This window comes from Pseudomonas sp. GCEP-101 (genome assembly GCF_025133575.1).
GTDB classification, from domain to species: domain Bacteria; phylum Pseudomonadota; class Gammaproteobacteria; order Pseudomonadales; family Pseudomonadaceae; genus Pseudomonas; species Pseudomonas nitroreducens_B.
The window spans coordinates 5,797,213-5,811,547 of sequence record NZ_CP104011.1 but is presented as its reverse complement, the minus strand read 5'-3'; the positions used below and the strand labels follow the sequence as shown (position 1 = coordinate 5,811,547).

Genomic DNA, 14,335 nt, shown 5'->3' with positions numbered 1-14,335 from the left:
AAATTTCTGTCCCAATGGTCAGAAATTTCTTCGGCCGGTGATGAGTGGCGTGGTTGGGTTTTGTGCAGGAGCGGCCCATGCGCGCGATCGAGGGCATGGCCCGCTCCTAACAGAGGGCGTTAGGAACGGGCCGTAGGATGGGTGGAGCCTAGGCGATACCCATGCTGTGACCGGGCGAGGCGTGATGGGTATCGCTGCGCTCCACACCATCCTACGAAGAGCAGAGGCGTTGGGCGCACAACCCGTTCCGGGTTATGCGCCCAACGTCCAGCAACGGCGCGCTTTTGTAGGAGCGAGCTTGCTCGCGAACAACCGTGGCTGCCGGTGGGCACGGCGCTAGTCGGGCATGCCGATGCGCCCCCTCTCCCTTTGGGAGAGGGTTGGGGTGAGGGTGGTCCCGGGTAGAAGAGCTTCGCGAGCAAGCTCGCTCCTACCAAAAGCCAAAAGCCAAAAGCCAAAAGCCAAAAGCCAAAAGCCCAAAGCCCAAAGCCCAAAGCCAAAAGAAAAAAGGCGGCAAGCCGGGGTAGGGCTTGCCGCCAAGGCGTGGAACTCGTCGATCAGGCCCGCTGGGTGGCGCTCAGCTGGTACTCCTCGCCGGCATAGTAGGCGCGCACCCGGCGGTCCATCACCGCGCGCCAGAGCGGCGGGAACAGCGCGAGGACGATCATCCCGGCATAGCCGTTGGGCAGCTGCGGGCTCTCGTCGAAGTGGCGCAGCACCTGGTAGCGGCGCCTGGCGTTGGCGTGGTGGTCGGAATGGCGCTGCAGGTGGAACAGGAACAGGTTGGTCAGCAGGAAGTTGCTGTTCCAGGAATGCTCGTGGGTGGTCCGCTCGTAGCGCCCGGTGTCCAGGCGGCGGCGGTGCAGGCCGTAATGCTCGACGTAGTTGACGATCTCCAGCAGGGTGAAGGCCATCACCGACTGGCCGATGAAATACAGCGCGCCGATCCAGCCGAAGGCAACCGTGAAACCGACCAGGAACAGCGCGCTGATCGCATACCACCAGATCAGCTCGTTGCGCCAGTGCAGCGCCGGCAGGCCCTTGCGCTTGAGGCGCTCGCTCTCCAGCTTCCAGGCATTGAGGAAGTTGTGCTTGTAGGCGTGGGGCAGGAAGGCGTACAGGCTCTGGCCGTAGCGCGAGGAGGAGGCGTCTTCGGGCGTGGACACATGCACATGGTGGCCGCGCACGTGCTCGACCTTGAAGCCCGCGTAGCACACCGCCGCCAGCAGCAGGCCGCCGGCGTTCTGCTCCAGTTGCGGGTCCTTGTGGATCAGCTCGTGGGAGACGGTGATGCCGATGGCGCCCATCACCGTGCCGACCGAGAGGATCCAGCCCAGCTGGCCGACCCAGTTCCAGGCGTCATAGGTGGCCAGCACCCAGCCGCCGTAGACCAGCATGCCCAGCAGCAGCGGCACGGTCAGCAGGCTGAGGAAGCGGTAGTAGCCTTCGCGCTCCATGGGCGCCACTTCCGTCACCTCGTCCGGGTTGGCGGGGTCGCGGCCGACCACGAAGTCCAGCAGCGGGATGACGCCGAACACCACGCTGATCACCAGCCAGGCCCAGGCGTTGGGATGGTCGCTGCCGTAGGACCACCAGTAGCTGACCGGAATGCCAAAGACGGGAACCAGCCAGATCCAGTAGCCGGCTTTCTTGAGACGCAACATCCAGGCAGGGGAAAGGAACAAGGCGAACATGGACGACTCCCGAGACGTCTCTTGTGTAGGATTGTCAGACAATCCTGCGCCTGATCCGGGTAGTGGACGCACCAACCTTTGTTCAGTCGTCCGCCCCAGGCAGGAGATGGCGCGGTAACACCCTGTGTTACACTTGGCGTCCGCAACACCCCCTCGAAAGCGCCCCGATTCTTAAGGACAACCATGACGTTCAAGGCCCCGGACAGCCTGGCTGAGCAGATCGCGCACCACCTTGCCGAACGCATCATCCGGGGCGAACTCAAGGAGCGCGAGCGCATCCAGGAACAGAAGGTCACCCAGACCCTCAACGTCAGCCGCGGCTCGGTCCGCGAAGCGCTGCTGATCCTCGAACGCCGTCACCTGGTCGTCATCCTGCCGCGCCGGGGCGCGCAGGTGTCCGAACTGTCCGCCGCCCATGTCGAAAGCCTCTACTCGCTGGTGATGGAGCTGTACATCATGCTCGCCAGCGCCGTGGCGCGGACCTGGCGCGAAGAGGCTGACCTGGCGCCCTTCATGGCGATCCAGCAGCGCCTGCTGGACAACCTCGAACGCGGCGACATCAACGCGTTCGTCGAATCCAGCTTCGACATCATGCGCGCCGCCTTCCCGTTCGCCGCCAACCCCTACCTGCAGGAAACCGTGGAAAATCTCCTGCCGGCGATCAGTCGCACCTATCATCTGGCCCTGGAGCGTCGCAAAGGCGAGATGAGCCAGTTCATCGGCAGCTTCGAAAGCCTGTTGCGCGCGGTGGTGACCCGGGACGAGGCGGGCATCCGCGCGGTCCTGCTCGACTACGGTCGGCACAACAGCCAACTGGTCCTGGCCGCGCTGGCTGAACGATAAGAAGAAGGGGGAAGAGGGCGCATGCGGCTCAAGTGCATCAAGCTGGCGGGCTTCAAGTCCTTCGTCGACCCGACGACGGTCAATTTCCCGAGCAACATGGCGGCCGTGGTCGGCCCCAATGGTTGCGGAAAGTCCAACATCATCGACGCCGTTCGCTGGGTGATGGGCGAGAGTTCGGCGAAGAACCTCCGTGGCGAGTCGATGACCGACGTCATCTTCAACGGCTCCAACACGCGCAAGCCGGTGACCCAGGCGTCCATCGAGCTGGTGTTCGACAACTCCGACCAGACTCTGCTGGGCGAATACGCCAGCTACGCCGAGATTTCCATCCGCCGCCGCGTGACCCGCGACGGCCAGAACACCTACTTCCTCAACGGCACCAAGTGCCGGCGCCGTGATATCACCGACATCTTCCTCGGCACCGGCCTGGGGCCGCGCAGCTACTCGATCATCGAACAGGGCATGATCTCCAAGCTGATCGAGGCCAAGCCGGAGGACCTGCGCAACTTCATCGAGGAAGCCGCCGGCATTTCCAAGTACAAGGAGCGCCGCCGCGAGACCGAGAACCGCATCCGCCGCACTCAGGAAAACCTGGCGCGCCTGACCGACCTGCGCGAAGAGCTGGAACGCCAGCTGGAACGCCTGCACCGCCAGGCCCAGTCCGCGGAGAAGTACCAGGAGTTCAAGGCCGAGGAACGCACCCTCAAGGCCCAGCTCGGCGCCTTGCGCTGGCGCGACCTGAACGAGCAGGTCGGGCAGAAGGAAAAGGTCATCGGCGACCAGGAAGTTGCCTTCGAGGCCCTGGTGGCCGAGCAGCGCAGCGCCGACGCCAGCATCGAGCGCCTGCGTGACGGCCACCATGAGCTCTCGGAAACCTTCAACCAGGTGCAGGGCCGCTTCTATTCCGTGGGCGGCGACATCGCCCGCGTCGAGCAGAGCATCCAGCACGGCCAGCAACGCCTGCGCCAGTTGCAGGACGACCTGCGCGAGGCGGAGAAATCCCGCCAGGAAACCGAATCCCACCTGGGCCACGACCGCACTCTGCTGGCCACGCTGGGCGAGGAACTGGAGCGCCTGGCCCCGGAGCAGGAAATCAGCGCCGCCGCCGCCGAAGAGGCCAGCGCCGGTCTGGAAGAAGCCGAGCAGCGCATGCACGACTGGCAGCAGCGCTGGGACGCCTTCAACCAGCAGAGCGCCGAGCCGCGCCGCGAGGCGGAAGTGCAGCAGTCGCGCATCCAGCACCTGGAGCAGAGCCTGGAGCGCCAGGCCGAACGTCAGCGCCGCCTGAACGACGAGCGCGCGCAACTGGCCGCCGATCCGGAAGACGCCGCGATCCTCGAACTGGGCGAGCAGGTGGCGGCCATCGAACTGCTGCTGGAAGAGTCGCAGATCCAGGAGCAGGAGTTGGCCGAGCGCCTGGAGCAGGTGCGCCAGTCCCTGCAGGAAAGCACCGCCGCGCAGCACCAGGCGCAGGGCGAGTTGCAACGCCTGAACGGGCGCATCGCCTCGCTGGAGGCGCTGCAGCAGGCGGCGCTCGACCCGGGCGATGGCACCGCGCAATGGCTGCGCCAGCAGGGCCTGGAGCAACGTCCGCGTCTTGCCGAAGGCCTGCGCGTGCAGCCGGGCTGGGAGCTGGCGGTGGAAACCGTGCTCGGCGCCGACCTGCACGGCGTGCTGCTGGATGATATGAAGGGCTTGCCGTTCGATGCGCTGGAGAAGGGCGAGCTGCGCCTGCTCGATCTGGCCGCCGGCGCCGTTTCCCGCCCTGGCAGCCTGCTGGACAAGGTCGAGACGAATGTCGACCTGAACGAATGGCTGGGTCGCGTGCGGCCGGTGGAAAGCCTGGAGCAGGCGCTGGCCCAGCGTGCTTCGCTGGGGGATGGCGAAAGCCTGATCAGTCGCGACGGCTACTGGGTCGGCCGCCACTACCTGCGCGTGCGCCGCGGTGAATCCGCCGATGTTGGCGTGCTGGCGCGCGGCCAGGAGCTGGAGCGCCTGTATGCCGAGCGCGAGACGCTGGAGCAGCGCCTGGCTGAAATCGACGAACGACTGGTGCGCCTGCGCGATGAGCAGCGCCAGGCCGAAGAAGGCCGCGACCAGGTGCGCCGCCGTCTGCAGGACGAAGGCCGCCGCCAGGGCGAGCTGAAGGCGCAGTTGTCCGCGCAGCAGGCCAAGGTCGAGCAGCTGACCCTGCGCCGCCGCCGTCTGGACGAAGAACTGGCCGAACTGGCCGAGCAGCACGCCATCGAGCAGGAACAGCTGGGCGAAGCCCGTCTGAGCCTGCAGGAAGCGCTGGACGCCATGGCGGTGGACACCGAGCGTCGTGAGGCGTTGCTGGCCGAGCGCGACGGCATGCGCGAGCGGCTCGACCGCATCCGCCAGGAGTCCCGCCAGCACAAGGACCACGCCCACCAGCTGGCCGTGCGCGTCGGCTCGCTGCGCGCCCAGCACGAATCCACCCGCCAGGCCCTGGAGCGCCTGGACAGCCAGGCGGTGCGCCTGGTCGAGCGTTGCGAGCAGCTCAACCTCAACCTGGAGGAGGGCGCCGCGCCGCTGGAAGAGCTGCGCATGCGCCTGGAGGAGTTGCTCGACCGGCGCATGGCCGTCGAGGACGAACTCAAGCACGCGCGCCTGGCCCTTGAAGACGCCGACCGCCAGCTGCGCGATGCCGAGAAGCGCCGCACCCAGGCCGAGCAGCAGTCGCAATTGCTGCGTGGTCAGCTGGAACAGCAGCGCATGGAATGGCAGGCGCTGAGCGTGCGCCGCAAATCGCTGCAGGAGCAGCTCCACGAGGACGGCTACGACCTGCACGGGGTGCTCGCCACGCTGCCCCACGACGCCGCCGAAAGGGTCTGGGAAACGCGCCTGGAAGAACTGGCCGCGCGCATCGGCCGCCTGGGTCCGATCAACCTCGCGGCGATCGAGGAATACCAGCAGCAATCGGAGCGCAAGCGCTACCTGGACGACCAGAACGACGACCTGGTGGAGGCGCTGGAGACCCTGGAAAACGTCATCCGCAAGATCGACAAGGAAACCCGCAACCGCTTCAAGGAAACCTTCGACCAGATCAATGCTGGCCTTCAGGCATTGTTCCCCAAGGTTTTCGGCGGCGGTCACGCCTATCTGGAACTTACCGGCGAGGATCTACTCGATACCGGGGTGGCGATCATGGCGCGGCCGCCCGGCAAGAAGAACAGCACCATCCATCTTCTGTCCGGTGGCGAGAAGGCCCTGACCGCTCTGGCGCTGGTGTTTGCGATCTTCCAGCTGAACCCGGCACCGTTCTGCATGCTCGATGAAGTCGATGCGCCGCTGGACGATGCCAACGTCGGCCGCTATGCACGACTGGTGAAGGAAATGTCCGAGAAAGTGCAGTTCATCTATATCACCCACAACAAGATCGCCATGGAGATGGCCGATCAATTGATGGGCGTGACCATGCATGAACCGGGTTGTTCGCGCCTGGTGGCGGTGGATGTGGAAGAGGCTGTTGCGTTGGCCGAAGCGTGATCGCGCAGGTCAACTCGAAGGATGCTGGCCAGGTGCTTTTTTTTCAGCCTAAGGCCTTGATTTGATTGGGGTAGGCTATATTTGGCAAGCGCAAGTGGCGACGGCTATGAAAAGTTGCAAAGTGCGCGGCGGAGTATGGCTTCAGGCAGTGTAAAGTTATGTGAGAGCGTGTTAGCTTAACGCCCACTTTTGTATCGCGTGGAAAACATCAGTCAGAACATGAAGTTGGCTCCACGTTTTCAAGGGATAGGATGTCCTTTTTTTCATCATCATCATTTTTTGTTCAGGGGCTACGGGATTAGATGGATATCGGTCTGCGCGAATGGCTGATCGTCATTGGGCTTATCGTCATCGCCGGCATTCTGTTCGACGGCTGGCGTCGTATGCGGGGCGGCAAGGGCAAGTTGCGGTTCAAGCTGGATCGCCAGTTTGCCAACCAGCCCGATGACGGGGATGACAGCAATCCGGAACTGCTCGGGCCTTCCCGGGTGGTCGAGCACCGCGAACCGGCACTGGACGAGGAAGACCTGCCCAAGGTCAGCGCCAAGGAATCGCGCGGCAAGCGCCGTGGCGAACCGCGCCAGGGCGACCTGAACCTGGACGACCCGGCCCCGAACCTGCTCGGCCCGCTGGACGAAGAGGATTTCCCCAACCCGCTGGACGAGTCCGCGCAGGAAAAGGAAAAGCCCAGGAAGGACCGCAAGAAGGACAAGGAGCGTGCCGCTCCCGCGGCGGCCGCTGCGACCTCGTCCGCGCCTCAGGCACCGGTCGAGGAAGTGCTGATCATCAACGTCATCAGCCGCGACGAAACCGGCTTCAAGGGCCCGGCGCTGCTGCAGAACATCCTCGAAAGCGGCCTGCGCTACGGCGAGATGGACATCTTCCACCGCCACGAGAGCATGGCCGGCAACGGCGAAGTGCTGTTCTCCATGGCCAACGCGGTCAAGCCGGGCACCTTCGATCTGGACAACATCGACCAGTTCAGCACCCGCGCCGTGAGCTTCTTCCTCGGCCTGCCGGGCCCGCGCCATCCCAAGCAGGCGTTCGACGTGATGATCGCCGCCGCGCGCAAGCTGGCCCAGGAGCTCAATGGCGAGCTGAAGGACGAGCAGCGCAGCGTGATGACCGCCCAGACCATCGAGCATTACCGCCAGCGCATCATCGACTTCGAGCGACGCGCCCTGACCCAGAAGCGCTAAGCTTTCCGCACGCTGCACAAAAAGCCCCAAGCAACCCTTGGGGCTTCGCATTTCTAGCCGCAACCCCTTGCCGCCCGAGATTCCCGCATGACCGACTCCCAAACCGCAGCCGAACGCATCGCCCAGCTGCGCAGCGAACTCGACGACCACAACTACCGCTACTACGTGCTCGACGAGCCGAGCGTGCCGGACGCCGAGTACGACCGCCTGTTCCGCGAGCTGAAGGCGCTGGAGACCGAGCATCCGGAACTGGTCACCCCCGAGTCGCCGACCCAGCGCGTCGGCGGTGCGGCTGCCTCGGCCTTCGGCGAGGTGCGCCACGAGGTGCCGATGCTCAGCCTGGGCAACGCCTTCGAGGAGCAGGACCTCAACGACTTCGACCGCCGCGTGCGCGAAGGCCTGGCGGACCTGCTGCCGGCCTCGGACCTGTTCGGCGGCGGCGCCGAGGTGGAGTACAGCTGCGAACCCAAGCTCGACGGCCTGGCGGTGAGCCTGCTGTACGAGAACGGCGTGCTGACCCGCGGCGCCACCCGCGGCGATGGCACCACCGGCGAAGACATCAGCGTCAACGTGCGCACCATCCGCAACGTGCCGCTGCGCCTGAAGGGCGAGGGCTGGCCGGCGGTGCTGGAGGTGCGCGGCGAAGTGTTCATGTCCAAGGCCGGTTTCGAGGCGCTCAACCAGCGGCAGATGGAAGCCGGTGGCAAGACGTTCGCCAACCCGCGCAACGCCGCGGCTGGCAGCCTGCGACAGCTGGATTCGAAGATCACCGCCAGCCGCCCGCTGGAGTTCTGCTGCTACGGTTTCGGCCGCGTCGAGGGTGGCACGCTGCCCGGCACCCAGGTCGGCATTCTCGAGGCGCTCAAGGGCTGGGGCATCCCGATCAGCCGCGAGCTGAAGCTGGCCAAGGGGGTCGAGGGCTGCCGCGCCTACTACGAGGACATCGGCGCGCGCCGCGACAGCCTCGCCTATGAGATTGACGGCGTGGTGTTCAAGGTCAACCGCATCGACTTCCAGCGCGAGCTGGGCTTCCGCGCCCGCGAGCCGCGCTGGGCGATCGCCCACAAGTTCCCGGCGCGGGAAGAGCTGACCGAGCTGCTCGACGTGGAATTCCAGGTCGGCCGTACCGGCGCCGTGACGCCGGTGGCGCGCCTGAAGCCGGTGCAGGTGGCCGGCGTGACCGTCTCCAACGCCACCCTGCACAACATGGACGAGGTCGCCCGCCTGGGCCTGATGATCGGCGACACCGTGATCATCCGCCGCGCTGGCGATGTGATTCCGCAGGTCATGCAGGTGGTCACCGAACGCCGCCCGGCGGACGCCCGCCCGGTGGAGATTCCCACGCAGTGCCCGGTGTGCGGCTCGCAGGTCGAGCGCACCCAGTTGGTCAAGCGCAGCAAGGGCAAGGAGTCGGTCAGCGAGGGGGCGATCTACCGCTGCGTCGGCCGACTGTTCTGCCAGGCTCAGCTCAAGCAGGCGATCATCCACTTCGTGTCGCGCCGCGCGATGGATATCGACGGCCTCGGCGACAAGATCGTCGAGCAGCTGGTGGACAAGGGGCTGGTGAAGTCGCCGGCGGACCTCTACACCCTGACGTTCGAGCAGGTCATCGAGCTGGAGGGCTTCGCCGAAGTCTCCACGCGCAACCTGCTCGCCGCGATTGCCGACAGTCGCAAGCCGACGCTGGCACGCTTCGTCTTCGCCCTGGGCATCCCCGACGTCGGCGAGGAGACCGCCAAGCTGCTGGCGCGCTCGCTCGGCTCCCTGGCGCGCATCCAGAAGGCGCTGCCGGAAGTGCTCACCTACCTGCCGGATGTCGGCGGCGAAGTGGCCTACGAGATCCACAATTTCTTCGACGATGAGCACAACCGCGAGGTCATCGCGCAATTGCTCGAGCGTGGCGTCGAACTGCAGGACGAAGGCGAGGTGTCTGCCGAGTTTGCCGCCGTCGCCACGCTGGCCGGCTTCATCGACAAGCTGAACATCCCCTTCATCGCCGCCACCGGCGCCGAGAAGCTGGCTGACCGGACCGGCAGTCTCGATGCCCTGGTCACCCTCAGCCAGGACTGGCTCGACCTCAGCACCCTGAAAGGGGTGAACGAAAAGGCCAAGCAGTCGGTGCGCGAGTATTTCGCCGATGCCACCCGCGTCGAGCGCGCCAGGGCGGTCGAGGCGCAGCTGGCCGAGTTCGGCATGCACTGGCGCAGCGAGCGCAAGGTGGTCGAAGGCCTGCCGCTGGCCGGCCAGACCTGGGTGCTCACCGGTACGCTCGAAGCCATGAGCCGCGATGTGGCCAAGGAGAAGCTCGAAAGCCTGGGCGCCAAGGTCGCCGGCTCCGTCTCGGCCAAGACCCACTGCGTGGTCGCAGGGCCTGGCGCGGGTTCGAAATTGGCCAAGGCCCAGGAACTTGGCGTCGCCGTGATGGACGAAGAGCAGCTGATCACGCTGCTGGCCGACCACGGCATCGGCGCCTGACACGCCTTTCTTTCGATCAACGAATCACGATCAACGCATCAAGGAGTCAATCCATGCCCATGACCAAGGACCAACTGGTTCGCGATATCGCCGAATCCCTCGACCTGACCCAGGCCGCTGTGCGCGGCGTGTTCGAGCAACTGGCGCAGATCGCCCAGGACGCCCTGGAGAACGACGGTGAGCTGACCCTGCCGGGCATCGGCAAGCTCAAGGTCAGCGAGCGCGCCGCTCGCACCGGCCGCAACCCGCAGACCGGCAAGACCATCGAGATCGCCGCGAAGAAGGCGGTGCGCCTGGTGCCGGCCAAGGCGCTGGTTGACAGCCTGAACTGATCGGCGGGCCCGTTTCGCCCAGCGAGGGTTCGGTGCGGGGCGGGCCATCCGTGAGCGGAGAGCACGATGGACAAGGCAAGAAAGCAGCGCCTGCTCGGCGTGGCGGCATTGGTGCTGCTGTTCGGGGCCTACGTGGCCTGGACCGAGCGCCCGCAGATCGTCCTGCATTACGACGGCGTGGGCGGCCCTGCGGTGAGTTACAGCTTCAAGGAAAACGGCGAGGAAACCCGCGCGGGCGAGATCAAGCCGGGTGAGGCGCGCGCCTTCCCGCTGCGCCTGCTGCGTTCGGGCGAGTATCGCGTCGCCTTCCAGTTCCACCAGGGCGCAGAGCGCTATTCGACCTTCAGCACCCGTCCGGGCTACAGCAAGATGGACCTGTTCATCGGGCCGAACCTGGAAGTTTCCACCCAGCCTCGGCCCGAGGGCCTGCTCCAGGGGCAATAACGCCCTTACAGGTATTCGGCCACCAGCACCACATTGCGCTGGCCTGCAGCGACGCCGCCCTGGGTGACCTCGCGGATCACACTGTCGGCATCGCCGGTGGCGGTGATGCCCCTGCCCAGCGCCTTGCCGTGCATATCGGTCAGCCGATAGCTCACGCTGGGCTGCGCGCCGCGCGGCTCGTTCAGCATCATCGTCACCACCTGGCCGCACTCGCTCAGCTGCACGTGTGCGCTGCGGTCAGTAACGTTGCTCAGCCCGACCTGGCAGGTCGGCTCGACCACTGCACCACTGAAGTAGATGATGCCGTCGTAGGCCATCAGCGGGGTGGAGCAGAGCAGGGCGGCAAGGGTGGTGGAACGCAGGGCAACGGACATCATGGCTTTCTCGCTCTGAATGGCCCGTCCTTGATTGGCGGGATCTCTATTCAGGGCGTCGGCGCAAGAGGAAATTTCTTTATAGCGCGTGAAGCGATTCTCGAAATAATCGCCCGGATTAGTGATGACGGTCAGGGATTTCCTGAAGGGCAGCGCTAAGTGCTTGAAGTACTTGTAAGTTGCGCTCAAGCCGCTACAATGGCGCGGCTCGCCGATCTGGCGAGTTCTCGCGATGGTGGCCCTGTCGGTCCCCCCGCAACGATTACCCGTTAACCTGGTCAGGTCCGGAAGGAAGCAGCCATAGCGGGGACATTGTGTGCCGGGGTGTGGCTGGCGGGGCCGCCTCCATTTCGGGGCCAGGAAAACCTCGCGCCCCCGCCTGTCGATGCACGAATCGCCTCAGCGATAGTGATCCAGGATCTGCTCGATCTTCCCCGACGCCTTGATCTTCGCCAGCACCGCGAGTACCTCGTCGGCGCGCACCTCCGGCGTATCCAGCACCATGCACGACAGCGGCGTTTCCTCGATCACGCTGGCGATCCGCAGGCGCTCCGCCTCGGGCAGCGAGCGGTTGAACCAGTTCAGCGCAAACTCGCTGCTGATGGCGTACTGGTAGCGGCCGATGCGCAGCTTCTTCAGCACCAGCTCCTGGTTGCGGGCGTCGTCGCGGGTCAGCCAGTGGCTGTCCAGCAGCGGCTGCAGGCGCGGATAGTGATAGCCCAGCACGGTGCCGACGGATTGGCTGGGGAGGGTTTCCAGCTTGTCTGCCGGAGCGTCGCGCACCACCAGCAGGTCGCGCTGCACCAGGAGCGGGGCGCTCCAGCGGTAGTCGTTGAATTCGTGTTCGATCCAGCTGCGCGACACGTAGCAGCGCACGTCCACGGTGTGAGTGAGCAACGCCTGTTCGATGCGCGCGCGGGGCACGATGTGGAAGGCGGCCTGCCGGCCCAGTTCGTGCGCCGCCTCGTTGAACAGCTCGAACATGATGCCGCCGGTCAGTTCTCCATTCTCGATCTGTGCCAGGGGCATCGCCCAGCTGTCGACCACCGAGAAGCGCAGGGGACGGTCGTCGGCCTGGGCGAGAGTGGCGAGCAGCAGCAGGGCGGTGGCAAGGAAGCGCATCAAGGCTCCGTTGATGGCAGAACGACGACACAATGCCGTGTAGCCCGGCCCTTGCCAAGATGCGACAACGACCGGTGCGGACATCGGGTGCAATTTACAGTCCGCTTCGCTAGGATTAGCGCACTTCTGCTCACCTGTCGCGATGGATTTCAATGAGTTATCAGGTTCTTGCCCGCAAATGGCGTCCGCGCTCGTTCCGCGAAATGGTCGGCCAGACCCATGTGCTCAAGGCCCTGATCAACGCGCTGGACAACCAGCGCCTGCACCACGCCTACCTGTTCACCGGTACCCGTGGTGTGGGCAAGACCACCATCGCGCGCATCCTGGCCAAGTGCCTGAACTGCGAGACCGGCGTCAGCTCGACTCCCTGCGGGCAGTGCTCGGTGTGCCGCGAGATCGACGAGGGCCGCTTCGTCGACCTGATCGAAGTGGACGCCGCCAGCCGCACCAAGGTCGAGGACACCCGCGAGCTGCTCGACAACGTGCAGTACTCGCCGAGCCGCGGGCGCTACAAGGTCTACCTGATCGACGAAGTGCACATGCTCTCCAGCCACAGCTTCAACGCCCTGTTGAAGACCCTGGAGGAGCCGCCACCCCACGTGAAGTTCCTGCTGGCCACCACGGACCCGCAGAAGCTCCCGGTGACCATTCTCTCGCGCTGCCTGCAGTTCTCCCTGAAGAACATGCCGCCGGAGCGCGTGGTCGAGCACCTCACCCACGTCCTGGGCGCCGAGAACGTGCCCTTCGAGGACGATGCGCTGTGGCTGCTGGGCCGCGCGGCCGATGGCTCGATGCGTGACGCCATGAGCCTCACCGACCAGGCCATCGCCTTCGGCGAAGGCAAGGTGCTGGCCGCCGACGTGCGCGCCATGCTCGGTACCCTGGATCACGGGCAGGTCTACGGTGTGCTCCATGCGTTGCTCGAAGGCGATGCCCGCGCGCTGCTGGAAGCCGTCCGCCACCTGGCCGAGCAGGGCCCGGACTGGGGCGGCGTACTGGCCGAAATACTCAACGTGCTGTACCGCGTGGCCATCGCCCAGGCGCTGCCCGAGGCGGTGGACAACGGCCAGGGCGACCGTGATCGCGTGCTGGCACTGGCCCAGGCGCTGCCGGCCGAAGACGTGCAGTTCTATTACCAGATGGGCCTGATCGGCCGTCGCGACCTGCCGCTGGCGCCCGACCCCCGTGGCGGCTTCGAGATGGTGCTGCTGCGCATGCTGGCGTTCCGCCCGGCGGATGCCGACGGCGCGCCCAGGTCGCCACTAAAGGACCTGGGGATCAGCAAGGCCACGGCTGATTCCAACCCCAACCCAGTGGCCGGCGCCGCCGTTGCGGCGCCGGTTGCAGCCATTGCCGCGCCGCCGGCCGTGCCCGCTCCGGTCGCGCCGGTTGCCGAGACTGCTCCGACCGTTGCTGCGCCGCAGCCTCAGGTTGCCCCGGCTCCGGTCGTGGAGGCCGCGCCCGTTGTGGCTCCCGCTCCGGTCGTCGCAGCGGCCCCGGCTCCGGTCGAGCCGCAGCCGCAACCCCTGGCCGCGGCTGACCCTGCTCCGGCAGTCGAACCGCCGCCGGTTGCCGACGTGCCGGTGGATCTGCCATGGGACGAGCCCGCGGTGCCGGTTGCCGTCGCGCCCGCGCCCGCGCCGGCTGAGCCTGCTGCACCTGCACCTGCACCTGCACCTGCACCTGCACCTGCACCTGTCGCGGCTGCGCCTTTGGCGCAAGCAGCCGCGCCGGCCCCGGTGGACCTGCCCGCCCCGGTGGTAGCCGAGGCACCGGCCGAAGACGACGATCGCGACGAAGAGCCGCCGCCCGCCGAGGATTACTACGAAGTCGACATGGAATCCTACGGCTACCTCGAGAACGAGGCGCCGCAGGAGCAGGCCGAGCCGGAGCCCGAGCCCGCCGCCATGCCCGCCACCGGCCTTGCCGCCGAGTGGCTGGAGCTGTTCCCGCGCCTGGGCCTGGCCGGCCTGACCGCCAGCATCGGCGCCAACTGCACCCTGGTGGCCGTGGACGGTGACAACTGGCACCTGCACCTGGACCCGGGCCAGAGCGCCCTGTTCAACGCCACCCAGCAGCGCCGCCTGAACGATGCGCTGAACCAGTACCATGGGCGTACCCTGACGCTGCAGGTCACCCAGCAGAAGCCCGAGCAGGAAACCCCGGCCCAGGCCGCCGCGCGCAAGCGCGCCGAGCGTCAGCGCCAGGCCGAGGCGTCCATCGCCGCCGACCCCTATGTGCTACAGATGAAGCAACAGTTCGCCGCGGTGGTCCGCGACGGTACTATTGAACCCCTGGAGGCGAAGGCCTGAGGACCCTGGCCGCGGCCTGCTGCGCTCGCT

The 14,335-nt window shown here is 66.2% G+C and carries 10 protein-coding genes and 1 other RNA gene; 8 read left to right on the top strand and 3 right to left on the bottom strand.

Annotated features, from left to right (window positions below):
* Positions 1–557: 557 nt before the first annotated feature.
* On the bottom strand, positions 558–1,694 hold the full coding sequence (locus tag N0B71_RS26165) for an alkane 1-monooxygenase (protein WP_259755905.1): 1,137 nt from the start codon (positions 1,692–1,694) through the stop codon (positions 558–560).
* A gap of 183 nt (positions 1,695–1,877) precedes the next feature.
* Between N0B71_RS26165 and N0B71_RS26160 the strand changes: the two genes are divergently transcribed.
* The 6 genes from N0B71_RS26160 (at position 1,878) to N0B71_RS26135 (ending at position 10,497) form a co-directional block, all read left to right on the top strand.
* Complete coding sequence (locus tag N0B71_RS26160; protein WP_259755904.1) at positions 1,878–2,537, top strand: GntR family transcriptional regulator; 660 nt, start codon at positions 1,878–1,880, stop codon at positions 2,535–2,537.
* A gap of 21 nt (positions 2,538–2,558) precedes the next feature.
* Positions 2,559–6,047 carry a chromosome segregation protein SMC gene (gene smc / locus N0B71_RS26155; RefSeq protein WP_259755902.1) on the top strand — a complete coding sequence of 1,163 codons (3,489 nt, stop codon included), beginning with the start codon at positions 2,559–2,561 and terminating at the stop codon, positions 6,045–6,047.
* A 302-nt stretch (positions 6,048–6,349) separates the two neighbouring features.
* Positions 6,350–7,246: a cell division protein ZipA gene (gene zipA, locus N0B71_RS26150; protein ID WP_259755901.1), complete on the top strand. Its 897-nt coding sequence runs from the start codon at positions 6,350–6,352 to the stop codon at positions 7,244–7,246.
* Positions 7,247–7,333: 87 nt separating this feature from the next.
* On the top strand, positions 7,334–9,721 hold the full coding sequence (ligA, locus tag N0B71_RS26145; RefSeq protein WP_259755900.1) for an NAD-dependent DNA ligase LigA: 2,388 nt from the start codon (positions 7,334–7,336) through the stop codon (positions 9,719–9,721).
* A gap of 53 nt (positions 9,722–9,774) precedes the next feature.
* Positions 9,775–10,053, top strand: a complete 279-nt coding sequence (locus N0B71_RS26140; RefSeq protein ID WP_024763913.1) for an HU family DNA-binding protein — start codon at positions 9,775–9,777, stop codon at positions 10,051–10,053.
* A 66-nt stretch (positions 10,054–10,119) separates the two neighbouring features.
* The gene (locus N0B71_RS26135) at positions 10,120–10,497 is read left to right on the top strand and encodes a hypothetical protein (protein WP_259755898.1); all 378 of its coding nucleotides are present in this window, start codon (positions 10,120–10,122) and stop codon (positions 10,495–10,497) included.
* Between the two features lie 5 nt (positions 10,498–10,502).
* Here the strand turns inward: N0B71_RS26135 and N0B71_RS26130 are convergent, their stop codons facing one another.
* Positions 10,503–10,874, bottom strand: a complete 372-nt coding sequence (locus tag N0B71_RS26130; protein WP_259755896.1) for a hypothetical protein — start codon at positions 10,872–10,874, stop codon at positions 10,503–10,505.
* A gap of 239 nt (positions 10,875–11,113) precedes the next feature.
* On the opposite strand from N0B71_RS26130, the gene ffs reads away from it, so the two are divergent.
* Positions 11,114–11,210: signal recognition particle sRNA small type (ffs, locus tag N0B71_RS26125), an RNA gene on the top strand.
* 60 nt (positions 11,211–11,270) lie between these two features.
* On the opposite strand, the gene N0B71_RS26120 is transcribed toward ffs, so the two are convergent.
* Positions 11,271–11,993, bottom strand: coding sequence for a substrate-binding periplasmic protein (locus tag N0B71_RS26120; RefSeq protein WP_259755895.1), 723 nt, complete (start codon positions 11,991–11,993; stop codon positions 11,271–11,273).
* Between the two features lie 152 nt (positions 11,994–12,145).
* Between N0B71_RS26120 and dnaX the strand changes: the two genes are divergently transcribed.
* A complete protein-coding gene (dnaX, locus tag N0B71_RS26115) occupies positions 12,146–14,305 on the top strand; it encodes a DNA polymerase III subunit gamma/tau (RefSeq protein WP_259755893.1) in 2,160 nt (719 codons plus the stop codon).
* Positions 14,306–14,335 lie beyond the last annotated feature (30 nt).

Excerpts from the sequence above, each read along its gene's own strand:
- N0B71_RS26130 (WP_259755896.1), bottom strand. The coding sequence starts at position 10,874 with ATGATGTCCGTTGCCCTGCGTTCCACCACCCTTGCCGCCCTGCTCTGC.
- N0B71_RS26165 (WP_259755905.1), bottom strand. The coding sequence starts at position 1,694 with ATGTTCGCCTTGTTCCTTTCCCCTGCCTGGATGTTGCGTCTCAAGAAA.
- smc (WP_259755902.1), top strand. The coding sequence starts at position 2,559 with ATGCGGCTCAAGTGCATCAAGCTGGCGGGCTTCAAGTCCTTCGTCGAC.
- ligA (WP_259755900.1), top strand. The coding sequence starts at position 7,334 with ATGACCGACTCCCAAACCGCAGCCGAACGCATCGCCCAGCTGCGCAGC.
- dnaX (WP_259755893.1), top strand. The coding sequence starts at position 12,146 with ATGAGTTATCAGGTTCTTGCCCGCAAATGGCGTCCGCGCTCGTTCCGC.
- N0B71_RS26140 (WP_024763913.1), top strand. The coding sequence starts at position 9,775 with ATGCCCATGACCAAGGACCAACTGGTTCGCGATATCGCCGAATCCCTC.
- N0B71_RS26160 (WP_259755904.1), top strand. The coding sequence starts at position 1,878 with ATGACGTTCAAGGCCCCGGACAGCCTGGCTGAGCAGATCGCGCACCAC.
- N0B71_RS26120 (WP_259755895.1), bottom strand. The coding sequence starts at position 11,993 with ATGCGCTTCCTTGCCACCGCCCTGCTGCTGCTCGCCACTCTCGCCCAG.
- N0B71_RS26135 (WP_259755898.1), top strand. The coding sequence starts at position 10,120 with ATGGACAAGGCAAGAAAGCAGCGCCTGCTCGGCGTGGCGGCATTGGTG.
- zipA (WP_259755901.1), top strand. The coding sequence starts at position 6,350 with ATGGATATCGGTCTGCGCGAATGGCTGATCGTCATTGGGCTTATCGTC.